This window comes from Propionivibrio sp., assembly GCF_017995515.1.
Lineage (GTDB): Bacteria > Pseudomonadota > Gammaproteobacteria > Burkholderiales > Rhodocyclaceae > Propionivibrio.
In genome coordinates this window covers 13834-27549 of record NZ_JAGOIT010000046.1, presented here as the reverse complement: position 1 = coordinate 27549, position 13716 = coordinate 13834, and the positions used below count along the sequence as shown (strand labels likewise).

The following is a 13716-nucleotide window of genomic DNA, read 5'->3' as shown; positions in this document are numbered from 1 at the left end:
GACGGGCGTCCCGGTTTTCTTGGGTTGTAGCCGATCACCGCGCCTTCCTGATGGCCGTAGAGCGGCTTGATGGTCGTATCCACCTCCAGTATCCACGGCACATCAAGCAGCGGTGCGACGCTGGCGCGCAGGAGCCCATCGAGCCAGGCAACCCCCTCGGCTTCCGGGATGCGTTTCAAGGCGTTGAGCAAGGCGTCCTCGGAGAGGATCTTGCGCATCCCCAACAGCCCTGGATTGATGCCGTCACAGCGGATTGCCATGACGTGCGCGTAGCGCCGGTGCCCGGCAAGCATCGACAGCAGCCACGTGCCCAGCACTTCGAATTTCGATGGCGCGTTCGGGCTGCTATAGGTGAGCGGGCAGCTTTCCAGCCAACGCGACCAGAACCCCGTCAGGTTGAGAAATTCAATGAAGCAGGCCAGTCGCCCCATCGGCGTCGCCGCGCTTTCCGCCTCCCATCGCACCTGCACCCGACCGGCCATCGTCTGCACGCCCGCCCACAACATCAGCATTTCTTCGCGTTTCGCCACCTTCAATTTCGACTCACCCGTCGGGTGACCCCCTCTTTTTCCGTCGGTGCCGGCCCCATTCCGACCACCCTCCCATACTTCATTCGCTCGCATGAACACGATCGCAACGAATCCGCCGCTTGATTTCCTGAAATCCTTCATCAAGAACTTCGTGATCGCCCTCGGTCTCCTCGCCGGCGCAACGCTATCGACGCTGGCACATGCGCCCCCGGACGCTACCTGCAGGCCGGCCTCGACGCTGACTTCGTCAAGTCACAACGACAACTGACCCGGGCGTAGGCCTACTTGCCGTAATTGAGCAGACCCGCCTTCAGCTCAAGCAGATCGAGCGGCGAGAAGGCGCAATACTTGCCGTCGCGGATCTGGCCTTCGAGTTGCAGCACGCAGGTCTCCGGCGAACGCCGGATGACGTTGCACTTGATCGTGTAGTGCCGCTCGGCTTCGCCCAAGTCCGCCTCGATGAGCACACCGTCGCCGCGTTGCAGTTCGGGCATGACGGCGCCGTGCTCGCGCACGCGCATGCGCACCTCGCCTTCCGACATATCGACCAGCGTGCATGGCAGCGCCTGGCGGACGTCGGGGATGTGCAACGTCACCGGCGCCGTGATCTTGGCGCGCGACTTCTTGCGCTGATCGGTCACCGACAATGTCGACAACTCCGGCGTCAGCAGCACCATGTTCATGTGCGCATACGGCCCGTCGGGCAGATTCACCTGCTTGGCGACTTCGGTATCGACGGTGGAAACGCCCTTGCCGCCGGCGTTCGAGATGAGCGAGATGTAGTTGCCCTTGTTGAACTGCTTGCCGCGCCCGATCTGCGCCCGACGGTGGTAATCGAGCTTCATTTCGAGGTGCGAGGTGTCGGGAACCAGCAGCTGGAAAAGCTTGAGCGCGGCGACTGGCGTGCGCTGATCGTTCTCGCCGAAGCGGAAGACGGTCGGATTACCCTCGGCGTCACGGTCGATGGCATCGGCCGAATAGAGGTAGTTGCCATTCACGCAATAGGCCAGGATCAAGGTGTCAAAAACGATGTCCTGCTTGAATTCCGGGTAGTAGCGCAATTTCTTGCCGATCGGGAAGAACTCGATCAACGTTCTGATGCGTGCCGATTGGAACGCCGCCGGTGAATTGTGCGCAGGGAACTCATGCGCGCTGCCTGCCGCACCGAACGCCTTGCCGAAGAATGTCTTGAGCACGTTGCGCCTTCCAGAAAACGGGGTTATCCGATTCGGATCGCTCGACCGCGGGCGGAAAGGCGTTGATCTCGGGCCGCAGCCGCCTTGATTTCCTCCGCAGATTCCGGCGGAAATTATACCCCGCAGCCGCCGCAGAAAAACCCCGCCCTGTCAGGGACGCAGCCGACGGGCGGCCCCTTGGCGCTTTGTAAAAAACTGTGATCTCACGGGTGGTATTTATTCGGTATGGCAAAATGCGCACTTTTGCAGAGGTAACCGGTGCCCAAGCCTGCGCGCGGCACCGCGGAGAGGATGAAATGGCGGAAGACCTGCTTAGCTGGAAGAGCCAATACAATCTGGGCCTGGATGAAATCGACGCCCAACACAAATCACTGCTCGACCTGATCAACAAGGCGTGGCTGGCCATCGTGCAGCGCAGCGATCAAAGCGTCGTCTTGGCGGTGATCGAGGAACTTGAGAGGTACACGCTGGCGCATTTCGCGGCGGAAGAAACGTTCATGCGCGTCACCGAGTATCCGGGGTTCGCCGAACACAAGCGAGAACACGGCTCGTTCATCGCCCGCATTGCCGAAGAGAAGCAGCGCGCCATCGCGACCGGCAGTCTGTCGCTGGATCTGATGTACTACCTGCGCGATTGGCTGATCGACCACATCGTGGTCTCCGACAAGGCCTACGCCGAATTCACTCAAGCAAACAATGCCCGCCGGACGACGGTGCTCAGCCGCTTCTTTGCCCGTTTCTTCTGATGCTCCAGCGCCCTGGCCGGTCTGATTACAACGGAAAACCGAAACGTTGAAGCAGGTCCCCCGTTTCGTACAGCGGCAAGCCCATCACGCCGGTATAGCTGCCGACGAGGTTCTGGACGAACAGCGCCGCGTGGCCCTGAATGCCGTAGGCTCCCGCCTTGTCCATCGGCTCGCCGGTAGCGACGTAGGCGCGGATCGTCGCCTCGTCGAGCGGGCAAAAGCGCACTTCGCTGATCGAGAGCGTCGACTCGACGCGCCCCTCGAAGGCGACCGTCACCGCGGTCAGCACGCGGTGCGTGTTGCCGGAGAGACGGCGCAGGATCGCTCGCGCATCCTCCGCATCGGTCGGCTTGCCGATGATCTGCCCGTCAAATTCCAGCGTCGTATCGGCGGCAAGCACCGGCTGCAAACGCAGCTTGCGCAGGGTGACGACACGCCAGCCGTACTCGGCTTTGGCACGTGCGACGCGCTGCACATAGTCGAGCGGAACCTCCCCGGCGAACGGGGTCTCGTCCACTTCGACATCCTCGCGTGGATGGTCGCGAAAGACGATGGTGTCGAAATGGATGCCGACCTGGGTCAGCAGCTCCCGTCGGCGCGGGCTGCGCGAGGCGAGGAAGATGCGCGGGTTACGCAGGTTGATCGGCATGCGGCTCAGCCTTCTCGATGATAGGGATGGTTCTTGACGACGCTGACCGCACGATACAACTGTTCGCACAACACCAGGCGCGCCATGGCGTGCGGCAGCGTCAGGCTGGAGAGGCGGATCATGCAATCGGCGCGCTGCTTCAGTTCCTCGTCGATGCCGTCGGCGCCGCCGATGATGAAGGCCGTGTCGCCGCCTTCGCGCATCCAGTCCTCGAGGCGCTGCGCCAGTTTTACCGTCGTGAGATCGGCGCCGCGCTCGTCGAGCACGACCAGCCGGTCGAAGCTGGACAAGGCCGCCTGCAGCCGGACTTTTTCCGCCGCCAGCAGTTGCTCGCGCGTCTTCGAGCCGCGCGGCTCGGGCTTCACCTCAACGACCAACAGCGGCAGCTCGCGCGGCATGCGCTTGATGTACTCGGCGCAGCCCTTCGCCACCCAGTCAGGCAGCTTGTTCCCCACCGCGAGGATGCCGAGCCGCATTGAAGTTCAGGCGGCCGCCGCGGTGGCCTTGCGCACCCGTTCCGGCCCCTTGCCGCCCCACAGTTCTTCGAGGTTGTAATAGCTGCGGATGGCCGGCTGCATGATATGTACGACGATGTCGCCGAGATCGACGAGCACCCATTCGCCACCGTCTTCGCCCTCGGTCGACAGGATCTCGCCGCCGGCTTCACGCACCTTGTCCTCGACGTTGCGCGCGAGCGAACGCACCTGCCGGTTGGAGTCGCCGCTGACGACGACGATACGTTCGAACAGCGGGGTCAGCTTGGCGGTATTGATGACTTCGATATCACGGCCCTTGATGTCCTCAAGCGCGGCTACGACGACTTTTTCGAGTTGTGCTGCATTCATTGGCGATTCAATTCTCTTCATAAAGGTGATGCTGCCCGATGTACGCGATCAGCGCCTCGGGGAGCAGGTAGCGGGCGCTGTGTCGTTTCGACAGCAACGCCCGAATCTTGGTTGCGGAAATGTCGAGCTGCGTCATGGCGAAGGTCGCAACGCACCCGGCCGGTGCCGCCGCGAGATCGCCAACGTCGGAACTCAGTCGCGCCCGGAAGACTTCGGCCAGCGCCGGCGGCAAGGCGTCTGCTTCGACCGGATAGCCCGGCCGGTGCGCGACACCGATATGCGCCAGTTCGAACAGCGCTTTCCAGCGATGCCAGCCGGTCATCCCGGCAAAGGCGTCGGCGCCGACGAGCAGGACGAGCGGTCGTGACGGGCCGATAGCGGCATCTGCGCGCAGGCGTTCGAGCGTCGGCACCGTGTAGCTCGGCGCAGCCGCATCGACTTCGGCGCTGTCGAGTTCAAAGCGCGGGTTGTCGGAGGTCGCCAGCTGCACCATCTCCAGCCGCTGCCGGGGCGCAACGCGCGGCGCGCCGCGCAAGGCGGGCCAACCGGCGGGAATCCAGCGCACTCGTTCCAGAGCAAGCGCGTCAGCGGCCTCCTCGGCGAGGCGCAGATGACCGAAATGCACCGGGTCGAACGTGCCGCCGAAAACGCCGAGCGGCGTTTGCGACGACGTCTCAGGCATTCTCGTTGACGACGACAAAGACGTCGCGGTAGCTCGCGTAGAAGCTGCCGTAGAGCGTCGGCATCAGCACGACGACGAGCAGCGACGACAGCGCGACCGACATCACCTCACCCCCGCCGGGCAGAAGAATCGTCACCGCGGCGACGATCAGGCCGGGCAGCAGCATGCCGAAGATGGCGATCGAGACGAAATAGACGACGAAGGCACGCCAGTTGCGCAGGCAGGCGACAACGCTGAAAAACAGCGACTTTCCGGCCGAAAGCCCGTGCCACGCGGCAAGTACCGGCGCGAACCAGTACGCCATCATGAACGGTAGCGACAGGGCAACGACGGTAATGATGGCACCGACTGGCAGGTCATCGCCCGCCGCAGCCTCCTCCGCACGCTGCCCGAGCACGGCCATGCGGAAAAAGTCGCCGCCGTCGATCAGCGACGTCGCTCCGAGGATGAGCGTGGTCCCGGCGAAGTAGATACCACCGAGGATCAACAAGGTGCGCAGGTTCTGCTGAAAGCCCGAGAACAGCAGATGCGGTGGCAAGAGCGCATTGCGCTCGACGAGCCGGAAGGCATTCATCAGGCTGACCGAGAACACCGGAATCAGCAGCGTCGCCACGATCTGCCCGAAGAACGGCAGCGAGCTGATGACGATCATCGCCACCCAGTAGCCGACGATGAGCAGCGTCAGCAACAGCTGTTTCTTGCGGAAGATGCGGAAACCTTCGGACAACCAGCGCAGACCGCGGCTGGCGGGAAGAGTCAGTGCTTGCATGGATCAATCAATTCGCGACAAAAACGTCCCGGTAGGCGGCATACACCGACCCAGCGAGAACAGGAATGAGGACCAGAAAACCGAGGCCGACCGGCAGCGCAGCGAAGAACGCGAGCACCAGCACGATCAGCCCGTAGACCAGGAACGCCAGGACGTTCTTCATGCACGCCTCGAAACTGGCCTTGAGTGCCTCGACCGGCTGCATGTGGTTGAAGAAGACCAGCGCCGGAGCGAACCAGACGGCCATAACGACGGGCACCGACAGCGCCAGCGACAGTAACAAAGACAGCATCAGGCCGCCGAAGATCACGCCAAGACCCTCCGGCTGCGCCGACAGCAAACCGCCGGCCACGCTGCCACCGCCGACGACAACCACAATGACGACGATGGCGAACATCGCCACCATGTAGAGCACACCGACCATGACCAGCGGACCGGCGTTCTGCTTGAAGCCGGCGAAGAGGTCGTCGATCTGCACGCGCTCCTCCTCATCGATCTTCCGGCACACCAGCAACAGGCCGGCGCCGAGCACCGGCATCAGCAGATGTGCGGCAAGCGTGCCGACCAGCGGTACGATCTGCACGCCGAGGACGATCACCAGAAGGACGATGGTCAGCCCGATCCACAGACCGGGGTTGGCCGCGAACAGCGCCCAGCCCTGGCGCAGCCAGTCGAACGCATTGCCGGGAGGAACGACGCGACTGTTTCCGTTGAAGGCCGGCGCCGGAATCGGGAAGGACGCCATGGGAATGCTCACTCGGATCGGTTGGAGAAACAGGACAGGACGCGGGAGAGGAATAACGGGCGGCCGCCAGTGCGGCGGCCGGCGCCGGAGGGACAGCTTAGAACGTGCCGATCACCCACATCGGCACGCTGATCCGGTCGACGCCCGGGCCTTCCATCGGCACGAAGAAACCATCGCCGCGCGGGTCGATCAGCGTGTAGGGAACGCCGTGCTCGGGCGTCACGATGACCTTGTACAGGCGACCGTTGATACGGTACTCCTCGACCGTTTCGCCCTCGCGCTTCTTGATCGTCACCTGCGGTTCGAGCGCCGCATCCTCGGCGCTCATCGCCGGCGGGGGCGGCGGCTCCGGCAAGGGTTCAAGATCGGGCGGTGTCTGCGCCCAAACCGGGGCGGCTGCGAGGGCCAGCAAGGCAAGGAGGGCAGAGATTCGACGCATGGATGACGCTTTCAGAAGGGATTTTGCAATGCCCGGATTGTATTACAGATTGAGCAGCATCTCGCGCTCGCCGGCCAGCGGCTCGAAGCCCCGCGTCTCGTAGTGCCTGAAGATGGCATCGACGACCTCCTCGGGCTTGTCGATCACCTGGATCAAGTCGAGGTCGTCGGGCGAAATCACCTTTTCGTCGACCAGCGTGCTGCGGAACCAGTCGATCATGCCGCTCCAGAACGGCGCATGCACGAGGATGATCGGAATCCGGCGGCTCTTGCCGGTCTGGATCAGCGTCAAGGCTTCGAGCAACTCGTCGAGCGTCCCGAAGCCGCCCGGCATCACGACGTAGGCGTTGGCAAAGCGCACGAACATGTACTTGCGCGCAAAAAAATGGTGGAAGGACTGCGAGATGTCCTGGTACGCGTTGGACGACTGTTCGCGCGGCAGCTGGATGTTCAGCCCGACGCTCGGCGACTTGCCGAAGTATGCGCCCTTGTTGGCCGCCTCCATGATGCCCGGGCCGCCGCCCGAGATCACCGAAAAGCCGGCGTCCGAGAGCTGGCGCGCAATCTCTTCGGTCAGCTTGTAGTACGGCGAATCGGGCGAAGTGCGCGCGCTGCCGAAGATCGAGACGGCCGGCCGGATGGCCGACAGGCGCTGCGTCGCCTCGACGAACTCTGACATAATGCCGAATACCCGCCAGGCCTCCTGCGACGCCGTGAACTTCGTTGAACCTTGCTCGGCCGACGGGGGGATCTTGTCTTTTTCGCTCATTTCACGCCTTGTTAAATATGCCAACCTTGCTGCTGGTCGACGGATCGTCGTATCTCTACCGCGCCTTCCACGCCATGCCGGACCTGCGCAACTCGTTGGGCGAGCCGACCGGCGCCATCTACGGGGTGCTGAACATGCTACGCCGGCTGGATAGTGACTACAAGGCAAGGGACGTGGCCTACAAGGCCTGCGTTTTCGATGCCAAGGGCAAGACTTTCCGCGACCACTGGTACCCCGAATACAAGGCCAACCGGCCGTCGATGCCGGACGACCTGCGCCTGCAGATCGAGCCGATCCACGCCGGTGTCGCTGCCTGCGGCTGGCCGATCCTGATGGTCGACGGCGTCGAGGCCGACGACGTGATCGGCACGCTCGCCCGTCAGGCCGCCGCGCAAGGCATCGACGTGGTGATCTCGACCGGCGACAAGGATCTGGCGCAACTGGTCGACGAACACATCACGCTGGTGAACACGATGAGCAACGAGGCGCTCGACGCCGCCGGCGTGCGCGCAAAGTTCGGCGTGCCGCCCGAACGCATCGTCGATTACCTGACGCTCGTCGGCGACGCCGTCGACAACGTCCCCGGCGTCGCCAAGGTCGGGCCGAAGACGGCGGTCAAGTGGCTGACGCAATACGACTCGCTCGACGGCGTCATCGCCGCCGCGGCCGACATCGGCGGCGTGGTCGGCGAAAACCTGCGCACCGCGCTCGACTTCCTGCCGCTCGGCAAGAAGCTCGTCACCGTACGCTGCGATCTCGAACTTCCGCAGACACTGGCCGAACTCGCGCCGCGTGCGCCCGATCGCACGCGCATGATCGAGCTGTTCACGCGCTACGAAATGAAGTCGTGGCTGAAGGAAGCGCAAGGCGAGCCGACGGTCGAAACGCCCGCGCCGGCCAAGGTCGAGGCAGCCGCACCGCTGCCGGACTTGCTCGCCAACGACGGCGCGCATCGCGCCGGCTACGAAACCATCCTCGACTGGCCAACCTTCGAGCGCTGGCTGGCGAAGATAGCCGTGGCGCCGCTCACCGCGCTCGACACCGAGACGACGAGCCTCGATCCGCTTGCCGCGCGCCTCGTCGGGATTTCCTTCGCTGTCGCGCCGGGTGACTCAGCGTATCTGCCGCTCGGCCACGACTACGCCGGCGCACCGGTTCAGCTGCCTTGCGCAGAAGCGCTGTCGCGGCTCGCCGCGTGGCTTGCCTCGCCGCACCACGCCAAGATCGGCCAGAACCTCAAGTACGACCAGCACGTCTTCGCCAACCACGGCCTGGCGCTGGCCGGCATCGCGCACGACACGCTGCTCCAGTCCTACGTTCTCGAATCCGGCAAGGAAGGCGTGCGCGGGCACGACCTCGGCCAGCTCGCGCTGCGCCACCTCGGGCTGCAGACGATTCCCTTCGAGGCGCTGTGCGGCAAGGGCGCAAGCCAGATCGGTTTCAACCAGGTGGCCGTCGAACAGGCCGCCGAATACGGCGCCGAGGACTCGGACCTGTGCCTGCGCCTGCACGAACGGCTGTATCCGCAGATCCAGGCCGACGCCGGACTCGCGCACATCTACGGCGAGATCGAGATGCCATCGCGCGAAGTCCTCTTCCGGATGGAGCGCAACGGCGTGCTGATCGACGCCGATGCGCTGGCACAGCAAAGCAACGAACTCGGCAAACGCTTGCTCGAACTCGAACTGCAGGCGCACGAACTCGCCGGCCAGCCGTTCAACGTCAACTCGCCGAAGCAGCTCGCCGAAATCCTGTTCAAGAAACTCGAACTACCGGTCAAGAAGAAGACGCCGTCCGGCACGCCGTCGACCGACGAGGAAGTGCTCTCCGAACTCGCGCTCGACTACCCGCTGCCCAAGGTCCTGCTCGAATCGCGCCAGCTCGCCAAGCTGAAAGGCACCTACACCGACAAGCTGCCGAAGATGGTCAATGCGCAGACCGGCCGCGTGCATACCAGCTACGCACAGGCGGTCGCCGTCACCGGGCGGCTCGCCTCGAGCGATCCCAACCTGCAGAACATCCCGGTACGTAGCGCCGAAGGGCGGCGCATCCGCTCGGCCTTTGTTGCTCCCGCCGGCAGCAGCATCGTTTCCGCCGACTATTCGCAGATCGAACTGCGCATCATGGCGCACCTCTCGGAAGACGCGCGGCTGCTCGACGCCTTCGCCCACGGCGAAGACGTACACCGCGCCACCGCCGCCGAGATCTTCGGCGTCACGCCAATCGAAGTCGGTCCCGACCAGCGGCGCGTCGCCAAGGTCATCAACTTCGGCCTGATCTACGGCATGAGCGCCTTCGGCCTCGCGCGCCAACTCGACCTCGAACGCAGCGCCGCACAGTCGTACATCGAACGCTATTTCGCGCGTTACCCCGGCGTGGCGAAATACATGGAAAGCACGCGCAACGCGGCAAAGATGAACGGCTGCGTCGAGACCGTGTTCGGCCGTCGCCTGTGGCTGCCCGAGATTCGTGCGGCGCAGGTCGGCCGGCGTCAGGGCGCCGAGCGCGCGGCGATCAATGCGCCGATGCAAGGCACGGCGGCGGATCTCATCAAGCTGGCAATGATCGCCGTGCAACGCTGGATCGAGCACGAGCAGTTGCGTACGAAACTGATCATGCAGGTCCACGACGAACTGGTGCTCGAAGTGCCGGACGACGAACTCGTGCGCGTCCGCGTCGAGCTGCCGCCGCTGATGACGCAGGTCGCCAAACTAAGGGTGCCGCTCGTCGTCGAAGTCGGCGTCGGCGCCAACTGGGATCAGGCGCACTAAACGCGCTCGATTACAGCTTCCAGCGCAGCACCGGCCAGCCGCGCACCTCGGCCTCTGCCGCCAGGCGGACATCGGGATTGACGACGTGCGGGTGGCCAACGGCAGCCAGGAGCGGCAGATCGTTGATCGAGTCCGAGTAGAAATGCCGATCGTCGGCCTCGGTCTCCCAATCCTCGCGCGCGACGAAAGCCTCGAGGCAGTCGATCTTCCGTTCGCGGTAGCAGATCGTGCTTTCGATCACGCCAACGATGCGGTCGTCGCGCAGGCGTGGGCACGGCGCGATCACCGGCATCTGGAAGAGATCGCCGATGCCCGCCGCGAGGAAGTGATGCGTCGCGGTGATGATCGCCGTGTGATCACCGCGCACGCGGTGCTCCTTGACGACGGCGATCGCCGCCTCGGGCAGCCGCGGCTTGATCTGTTCAGCGATGAACGCGTCGCGCAGCGGCAGCCAGTCTTCAAGCGCACGCTCACGCAGGAAGCCGAGGTGAAAGTTCAGGTATGCGCCGATGTCGAGCGTTTCGGCGGCGTACTGCACCAGATACTCGGCCTGCGTTTCCAGCGCCACCGGGTCGAGATGACCGCGTTCGATCAGGTAATGCATCCAGAGCGAGTTGGAATCGCCGTCAAGCAGCGTGTGGTCTAGGTCGAAAAGCGCGAGAGCCATGCGAAGTACCAGAAGAAGTAAGGCGGCGCGAGTATAACCGACCGCATCGCTTGACACCGTGCAACAATTCCGGACTCGTCATCAGCCACGGAGAAGCCATGAAACAAGCGATCAGTTTCGTCACCCTCGGCGTCGGCGATCTCGCACGCAGCCGCCAGTTCTACGCCGCGCTGGGTTGGAAGGAGTCGAGCAGCAGCAACGCCGACATCGCCTTCTTCCAGGCCGGTTCAGTCGCCTTTGCCCTGTTCCAGCGCGAGGCGCTGGCCGAAGACGCCGATGTCGCGGCGCAGGGCAGCGGATTTTCCGGCGTCACGCTCGCGCACAACGTCGAGTCCGAAGAAGCCGTCGTGAACACAATCGCCGAGGCAGTCGCCGCCGGCGCCACCCTGGTTCGCCCGGCCGACAAGGTGTTCTGGGGCGGCTTTCGCGGCTACTTCGCCGACCCGGACGGATTCCTCTGGGAAGTCTGCTGGAACCCGTTCGTCACGCTGGACTCGGAGGGGCATGTCCAGTTGCCCGCGTAAGTTTGTTGCCGTAGCCCTCGGCTTCCTGGCCAGCGCGCCGGTCGTCGCCGACGACTGCGATCAGCTGCCGCCGCCGTCAGTCACACTGCGCCGCCTGCCCGAGAAGCTCAGCGTCGACACGCGCTACGGTTATCGCGAAATCACCCATCTGGCGGCCGAAATCGCCCGCCCGGGAACGCGCGTGCTCGGCCTCACGCGCGGTACGGCGACGGTGCGTGCGGAGATCCGATCGCCGTCCTTTATCGAACGCTCACAACGCTGGGAGTGCACGAGCCCACAGCTCGTCGTGACCTACGGCCACGATCCGATGACGATCTACATCGCCCGCGAGTTTCCCGAGAAAAGTTGCGCCTACAACGAGATCTACGCGCACGAGCTTCGCCATGTGAAGACGTACCACGACCACCTCGCAGCGATCGAGAACGACATCGCTGAAACGCTGCGGCGTCGCTTCGCCACAGGCGGCGCCTGGCGCGGTCCGGTCGGAAACACGCAGGCCATGCTGCAACGCGAACTCAACGATCGCTGGCTTCCCTACATCAAACGCGAGATCGGAAAAGTCGAATCGACCCAGGCGCTGATCGACAGCTCCGACGAATACGAACGCGTCGCGAAGAGCTGCAATGGCGAAATCCGGAAACGCCTCAAATAGCAGTATCCGGCGTGCATTACAGTCTGTTACGCAACGGCTGAACAAGCCCAACAGACACGGGCGGCGCCCGATTGCACAATGCACTCGTTGCTTCAGCGCCCCCCGCTGACAATGTTTGACCCTCCCTGACCCATCGCAACGATGGGACTTTTAATCCCGTGCCAAACCGGCGCGGGATTTTTTTCGTCGGATGCAAAGTACGCCCCCATAGTGCCTGTTGCACCATTTGCGATACCTTTCCGGCCCTTTCCGTTTTTCCCGTTCCAAGGTTCGAAACCATGCCCTCTACGCTCGCCTGCCCGCAATGCTCGCTCGAAAACATCTATCCCGACGGCAGCAACCATGTCTGCGCCGACTGCGGCTTTGAGTGGCCACAGGCCGAAAGCGTCGCCCCGGACGACGATGCGGAAGCCGCGGTCAAGGATGCCAACGGCAACGTCCTGGCCAACGGCGATGCAGTCGTCCTGATCAAGGATCTGAAGGTCAAGGGTTCGTCGATCACACTCAAGATGGGCACCAAGGTCAAGAGCATTCGCCTCGTCGGCGGCGACCACGAAGTCGACTGCAAGATGGACGCCGGCAACTTCATGCTGAAGGCGTGCTTCCTCAGGAAGGTCTGAACCCACCGGCAATCGTCGGCGAACTCGCTCCGGATTCGATCGCGGACGGGTGACTATGTTATACATACGCCCACAATTCCACGGGAGGTTCGACGACGATCATGAGCACACAAGGCAGCCCCATCGCATACGGCACGGAAGATCTGCTGATCAGTCTGTGCAACTCGGTGACCAAGACGCTGACCGCGGCAACGCGCAGCCAGATTCATTACTCCGGCATGGTCCAGCGCATCACCAAGACCTGCCTCAAGCCCGACATCGGCTGCTTCGTCCTCTTCGACGGCGGTTTTTCCGGCCTCGTCGTCATCAACTTCACGGCGAAGACGGCGATGGAGCTGTATGAAAGCTACATGCTCAACATGGGCATGCCGAAGGAGGAACTGGCCGGCTCCTACACCTCCGACGAAGTCAGCAACGCCATGGGCGAGCTGATGAACCAGATCATCGGCGACTTCACCAGCAAGATCCAGCGCGAGTTGCAGACGCACATCACGCAGAACCAGCCGAAGATGCTGGTCCTCAACAAGCAGGTGCAACTCAGCGTCGACACCAACCTCGACAACCCCGAGGCACGGCGCGTGACCTTCTACACCGGACGCGACAACATCTTCTACCTGGAACTGGCGATCGACCGGACCGAGTTCATCAAGCTCTACGATTTCGAGCCGCACGCGGTGCCGAACCCCGACGAACTGATCGAACAGGCGCACAACGGCCATGCGCCAGCAACGCAAACAAACAACCCGCCCGACGACAACGACGATCTCCTCGCCGCGCTCGGCATGTAATCACTTCAAACGAAACAACCACCATGACTCACGACGTCGTCGACACCCAGGTCACCCCCACCGGCCGGATGGAAGTACTCTCGCGCGCCGAAGCCGCCAGCCTTCTCGACCGCGGCCACGGCGGTCTGCACGAACTTCTGCGGAACTGCTCGCTTGCCGTGCTGAACTGCGGCAACGAGACCGACGACGGCAAGGAACTGCTCGAACGCTACAAGACCTTCGACATCCGCCTGATCAACCGCGAGCGCGGCATCAAGCTCGACATCACCGGCGCGCCCGCCAGCGCCTTCGTCGACGGCAAGATGATCAAGGGCATCCAGGAACA

The 13716-nt window shown here is 63.5% G+C and carries 18 protein-coding genes and 1 pseudogene; 8 read left to right on the top strand and 11 right to left on the bottom strand.

The features are described from left to right. Positions 1-530: pseudogene (locus tag KBA32_RS09435) on the bottom strand (hypothetical protein); the annotation flags it as partial. A gap of 91 nt (positions 531-621) precedes the next feature. Between KBA32_RS09435 and KBA32_RS09430 the strand changes: the two are divergent. Continuing rightward, complete coding sequence (locus tag KBA32_RS09430) at positions 622-798, top strand: hypothetical protein (RefSeq protein ID WP_294357981.1); 177 nt, start codon at positions 622-624, stop codon at positions 796-798. Positions 799-811: 13 nt separating this feature from the next. On the opposite strand, the gene KBA32_RS09425 is transcribed toward KBA32_RS09430, so the two are convergent. Next, entirely contained in the window at positions 812-1726 is a 915-nt protein-coding gene (locus tag KBA32_RS09425; protein ID WP_294357969.1) for a PilZ domain-containing protein, read from the bottom strand. 197 nt (positions 1727-1923) lie between these two features. Here KBA32_RS09425 and KBA32_RS09420 point away from each other — a divergent pair, with 197 nt between their 5' ends. Continuing rightward, complete coding sequence (locus tag KBA32_RS09420) at positions 1924-2472, top strand: bacteriohemerythrin (protein ID WP_294357968.1); 549 nt, start codon at positions 1924-1926, stop codon at positions 2470-2472. A 25-nt stretch (positions 2473-2497) separates the two neighbouring features. Here KBA32_RS09420 and KBA32_RS09415 read toward each other — a convergent pair whose 3' ends face one another. The 8 genes from KBA32_RS09415 to KBA32_RS09380 form a co-directional block, all read right to left on the bottom strand. Next, a complete protein-coding gene (locus KBA32_RS09415; RefSeq protein ID WP_294357965.1) occupies positions 2498-3121 on the bottom strand; it encodes a nucleoside triphosphate pyrophosphatase in 624 nt (207 codons plus the stop codon). Positions 3122-3126: 5 nt separating this feature from the next. Continuing rightward, on the bottom strand, positions 3127-3597 hold the full coding sequence (gene rlmH / locus KBA32_RS09410; protein ID WP_294357961.1) for a 23S rRNA (pseudouridine(1915)-N(3))-methyltransferase RlmH: 471 nt from the start codon (positions 3595-3597) through the stop codon (positions 3127-3129). 6 nt (positions 3598-3603) lie between these two features. Beyond that, positions 3604-3966 carry a ribosome silencing factor gene (rsfS, locus tag KBA32_RS09405; protein WP_294357957.1) on the bottom strand — a complete coding sequence of 121 codons (363 nt, stop codon included), beginning with the start codon at positions 3964-3966 and terminating at the stop codon, positions 3604-3606. Between the two features lie 7 nt (positions 3967-3973). Then, positions 3974-4648 carry a nicotinate-nucleotide adenylyltransferase gene (gene nadD, locus KBA32_RS09400; RefSeq protein WP_294357953.1) on the bottom strand — a complete coding sequence of 225 codons (675 nt, stop codon included), beginning with the start codon at positions 4646-4648 and terminating at the stop codon, positions 3974-3976. Then, positions 4641-5417 carry a BPSS1780 family membrane protein gene (locus tag KBA32_RS09395; RefSeq protein WP_294357950.1) on the bottom strand — a complete coding sequence of 259 codons (777 nt, stop codon included), beginning with the start codon at positions 5415-5417 and terminating at the stop codon, positions 4641-4643. Before KBA32_RS09395 ends, nadD begins: the two co-directional genes overlap by 8 nt. A gap of 7 nt (positions 5418-5424) precedes the next feature. Further along, the gene (locus tag KBA32_RS09390) at positions 5425-6162 is read right to left on the bottom strand and encodes a BPSS1780 family membrane protein (protein ID WP_294357946.1); all 738 of its coding nucleotides are present in this window, start codon (positions 6160-6162) and stop codon (positions 5425-5427) included. Positions 6163-6259: 97 nt separating this feature from the next. Next, positions 6260-6601, bottom strand: a complete 342-nt coding sequence (locus KBA32_RS09385; RefSeq protein WP_294357943.1) for a DUF2782 domain-containing protein — start codon at positions 6599-6601, stop codon at positions 6260-6262. Between the two features lie 42 nt (positions 6602-6643). Then, the gene (locus KBA32_RS09380; RefSeq protein WP_294357941.1) at positions 6644-7369 is read right to left on the bottom strand and encodes a TIGR00730 family Rossman fold protein; all 726 of its coding nucleotides are present in this window, start codon (positions 7367-7369) and stop codon (positions 6644-6646) included. A 17-nt stretch (positions 7370-7386) separates the two neighbouring features. On the opposite strand from KBA32_RS09380, the gene polA reads away from it, so the two are divergent. Then, entirely contained in the window at positions 7387-10140 is a 2754-nt protein-coding gene (polA, locus tag KBA32_RS09375; protein WP_294357938.1) for a DNA polymerase I, read from the top strand. Positions 10141-10150: 10 nt separating this feature from the next. Here polA and KBA32_RS09370 read toward each other — a convergent pair whose 3' ends face one another. Beyond that, entirely contained in the window at positions 10151-10807 is a 657-nt protein-coding gene (locus tag KBA32_RS09370; protein ID WP_294357935.1) for an HAD family phosphatase, read from the bottom strand. 98 nt (positions 10808-10905) lie between these two features. Between KBA32_RS09370 and KBA32_RS09365 the strand changes: the two genes are divergently transcribed. From KBA32_RS09365 to KBA32_RS09345, 5 genes are all read left to right on the top strand, one after another. Then, positions 10906-11331, top strand: a complete 426-nt coding sequence (locus KBA32_RS09365) for a VOC family protein (RefSeq protein WP_294357933.1) — start codon at positions 10906-10908, stop codon at positions 11329-11331. Further along, positions 11312-11983 (top strand): hypothetical protein, encoded by a 672-nt coding sequence (locus tag KBA32_RS09360; protein WP_294357930.1) that lies wholly within the window; start codon positions 11312-11314, stop codon positions 11981-11983. Before KBA32_RS09365 ends, KBA32_RS09360 begins: the two co-directional genes overlap by 20 nt. Before the next feature lie 278 nt (positions 11984-12261). Beyond that, positions 12262-12603, top strand: coding sequence for a zinc ribbon domain-containing protein YjdM (locus KBA32_RS09355; protein WP_294357928.1), 342 nt, complete (start codon positions 12262-12264; stop codon positions 12601-12603). 101 nt (positions 12604-12704) lie between these two features. Further along, positions 12705-13391 carry a DUF3334 family protein gene (locus tag KBA32_RS09350; protein ID WP_294357925.1) on the top strand — a complete coding sequence of 229 codons (687 nt, stop codon included), beginning with the start codon at positions 12705-12707 and terminating at the stop codon, positions 13389-13391. A gap of 23 nt (positions 13392-13414) precedes the next feature. Beyond that, on the top strand, positions 13415-13716 hold a 302-nt coding region (locus KBA32_RS09345), incomplete at its 3' end, for a pyrimidine/purine nucleosidase domain-containing protein (protein WP_294357922.1).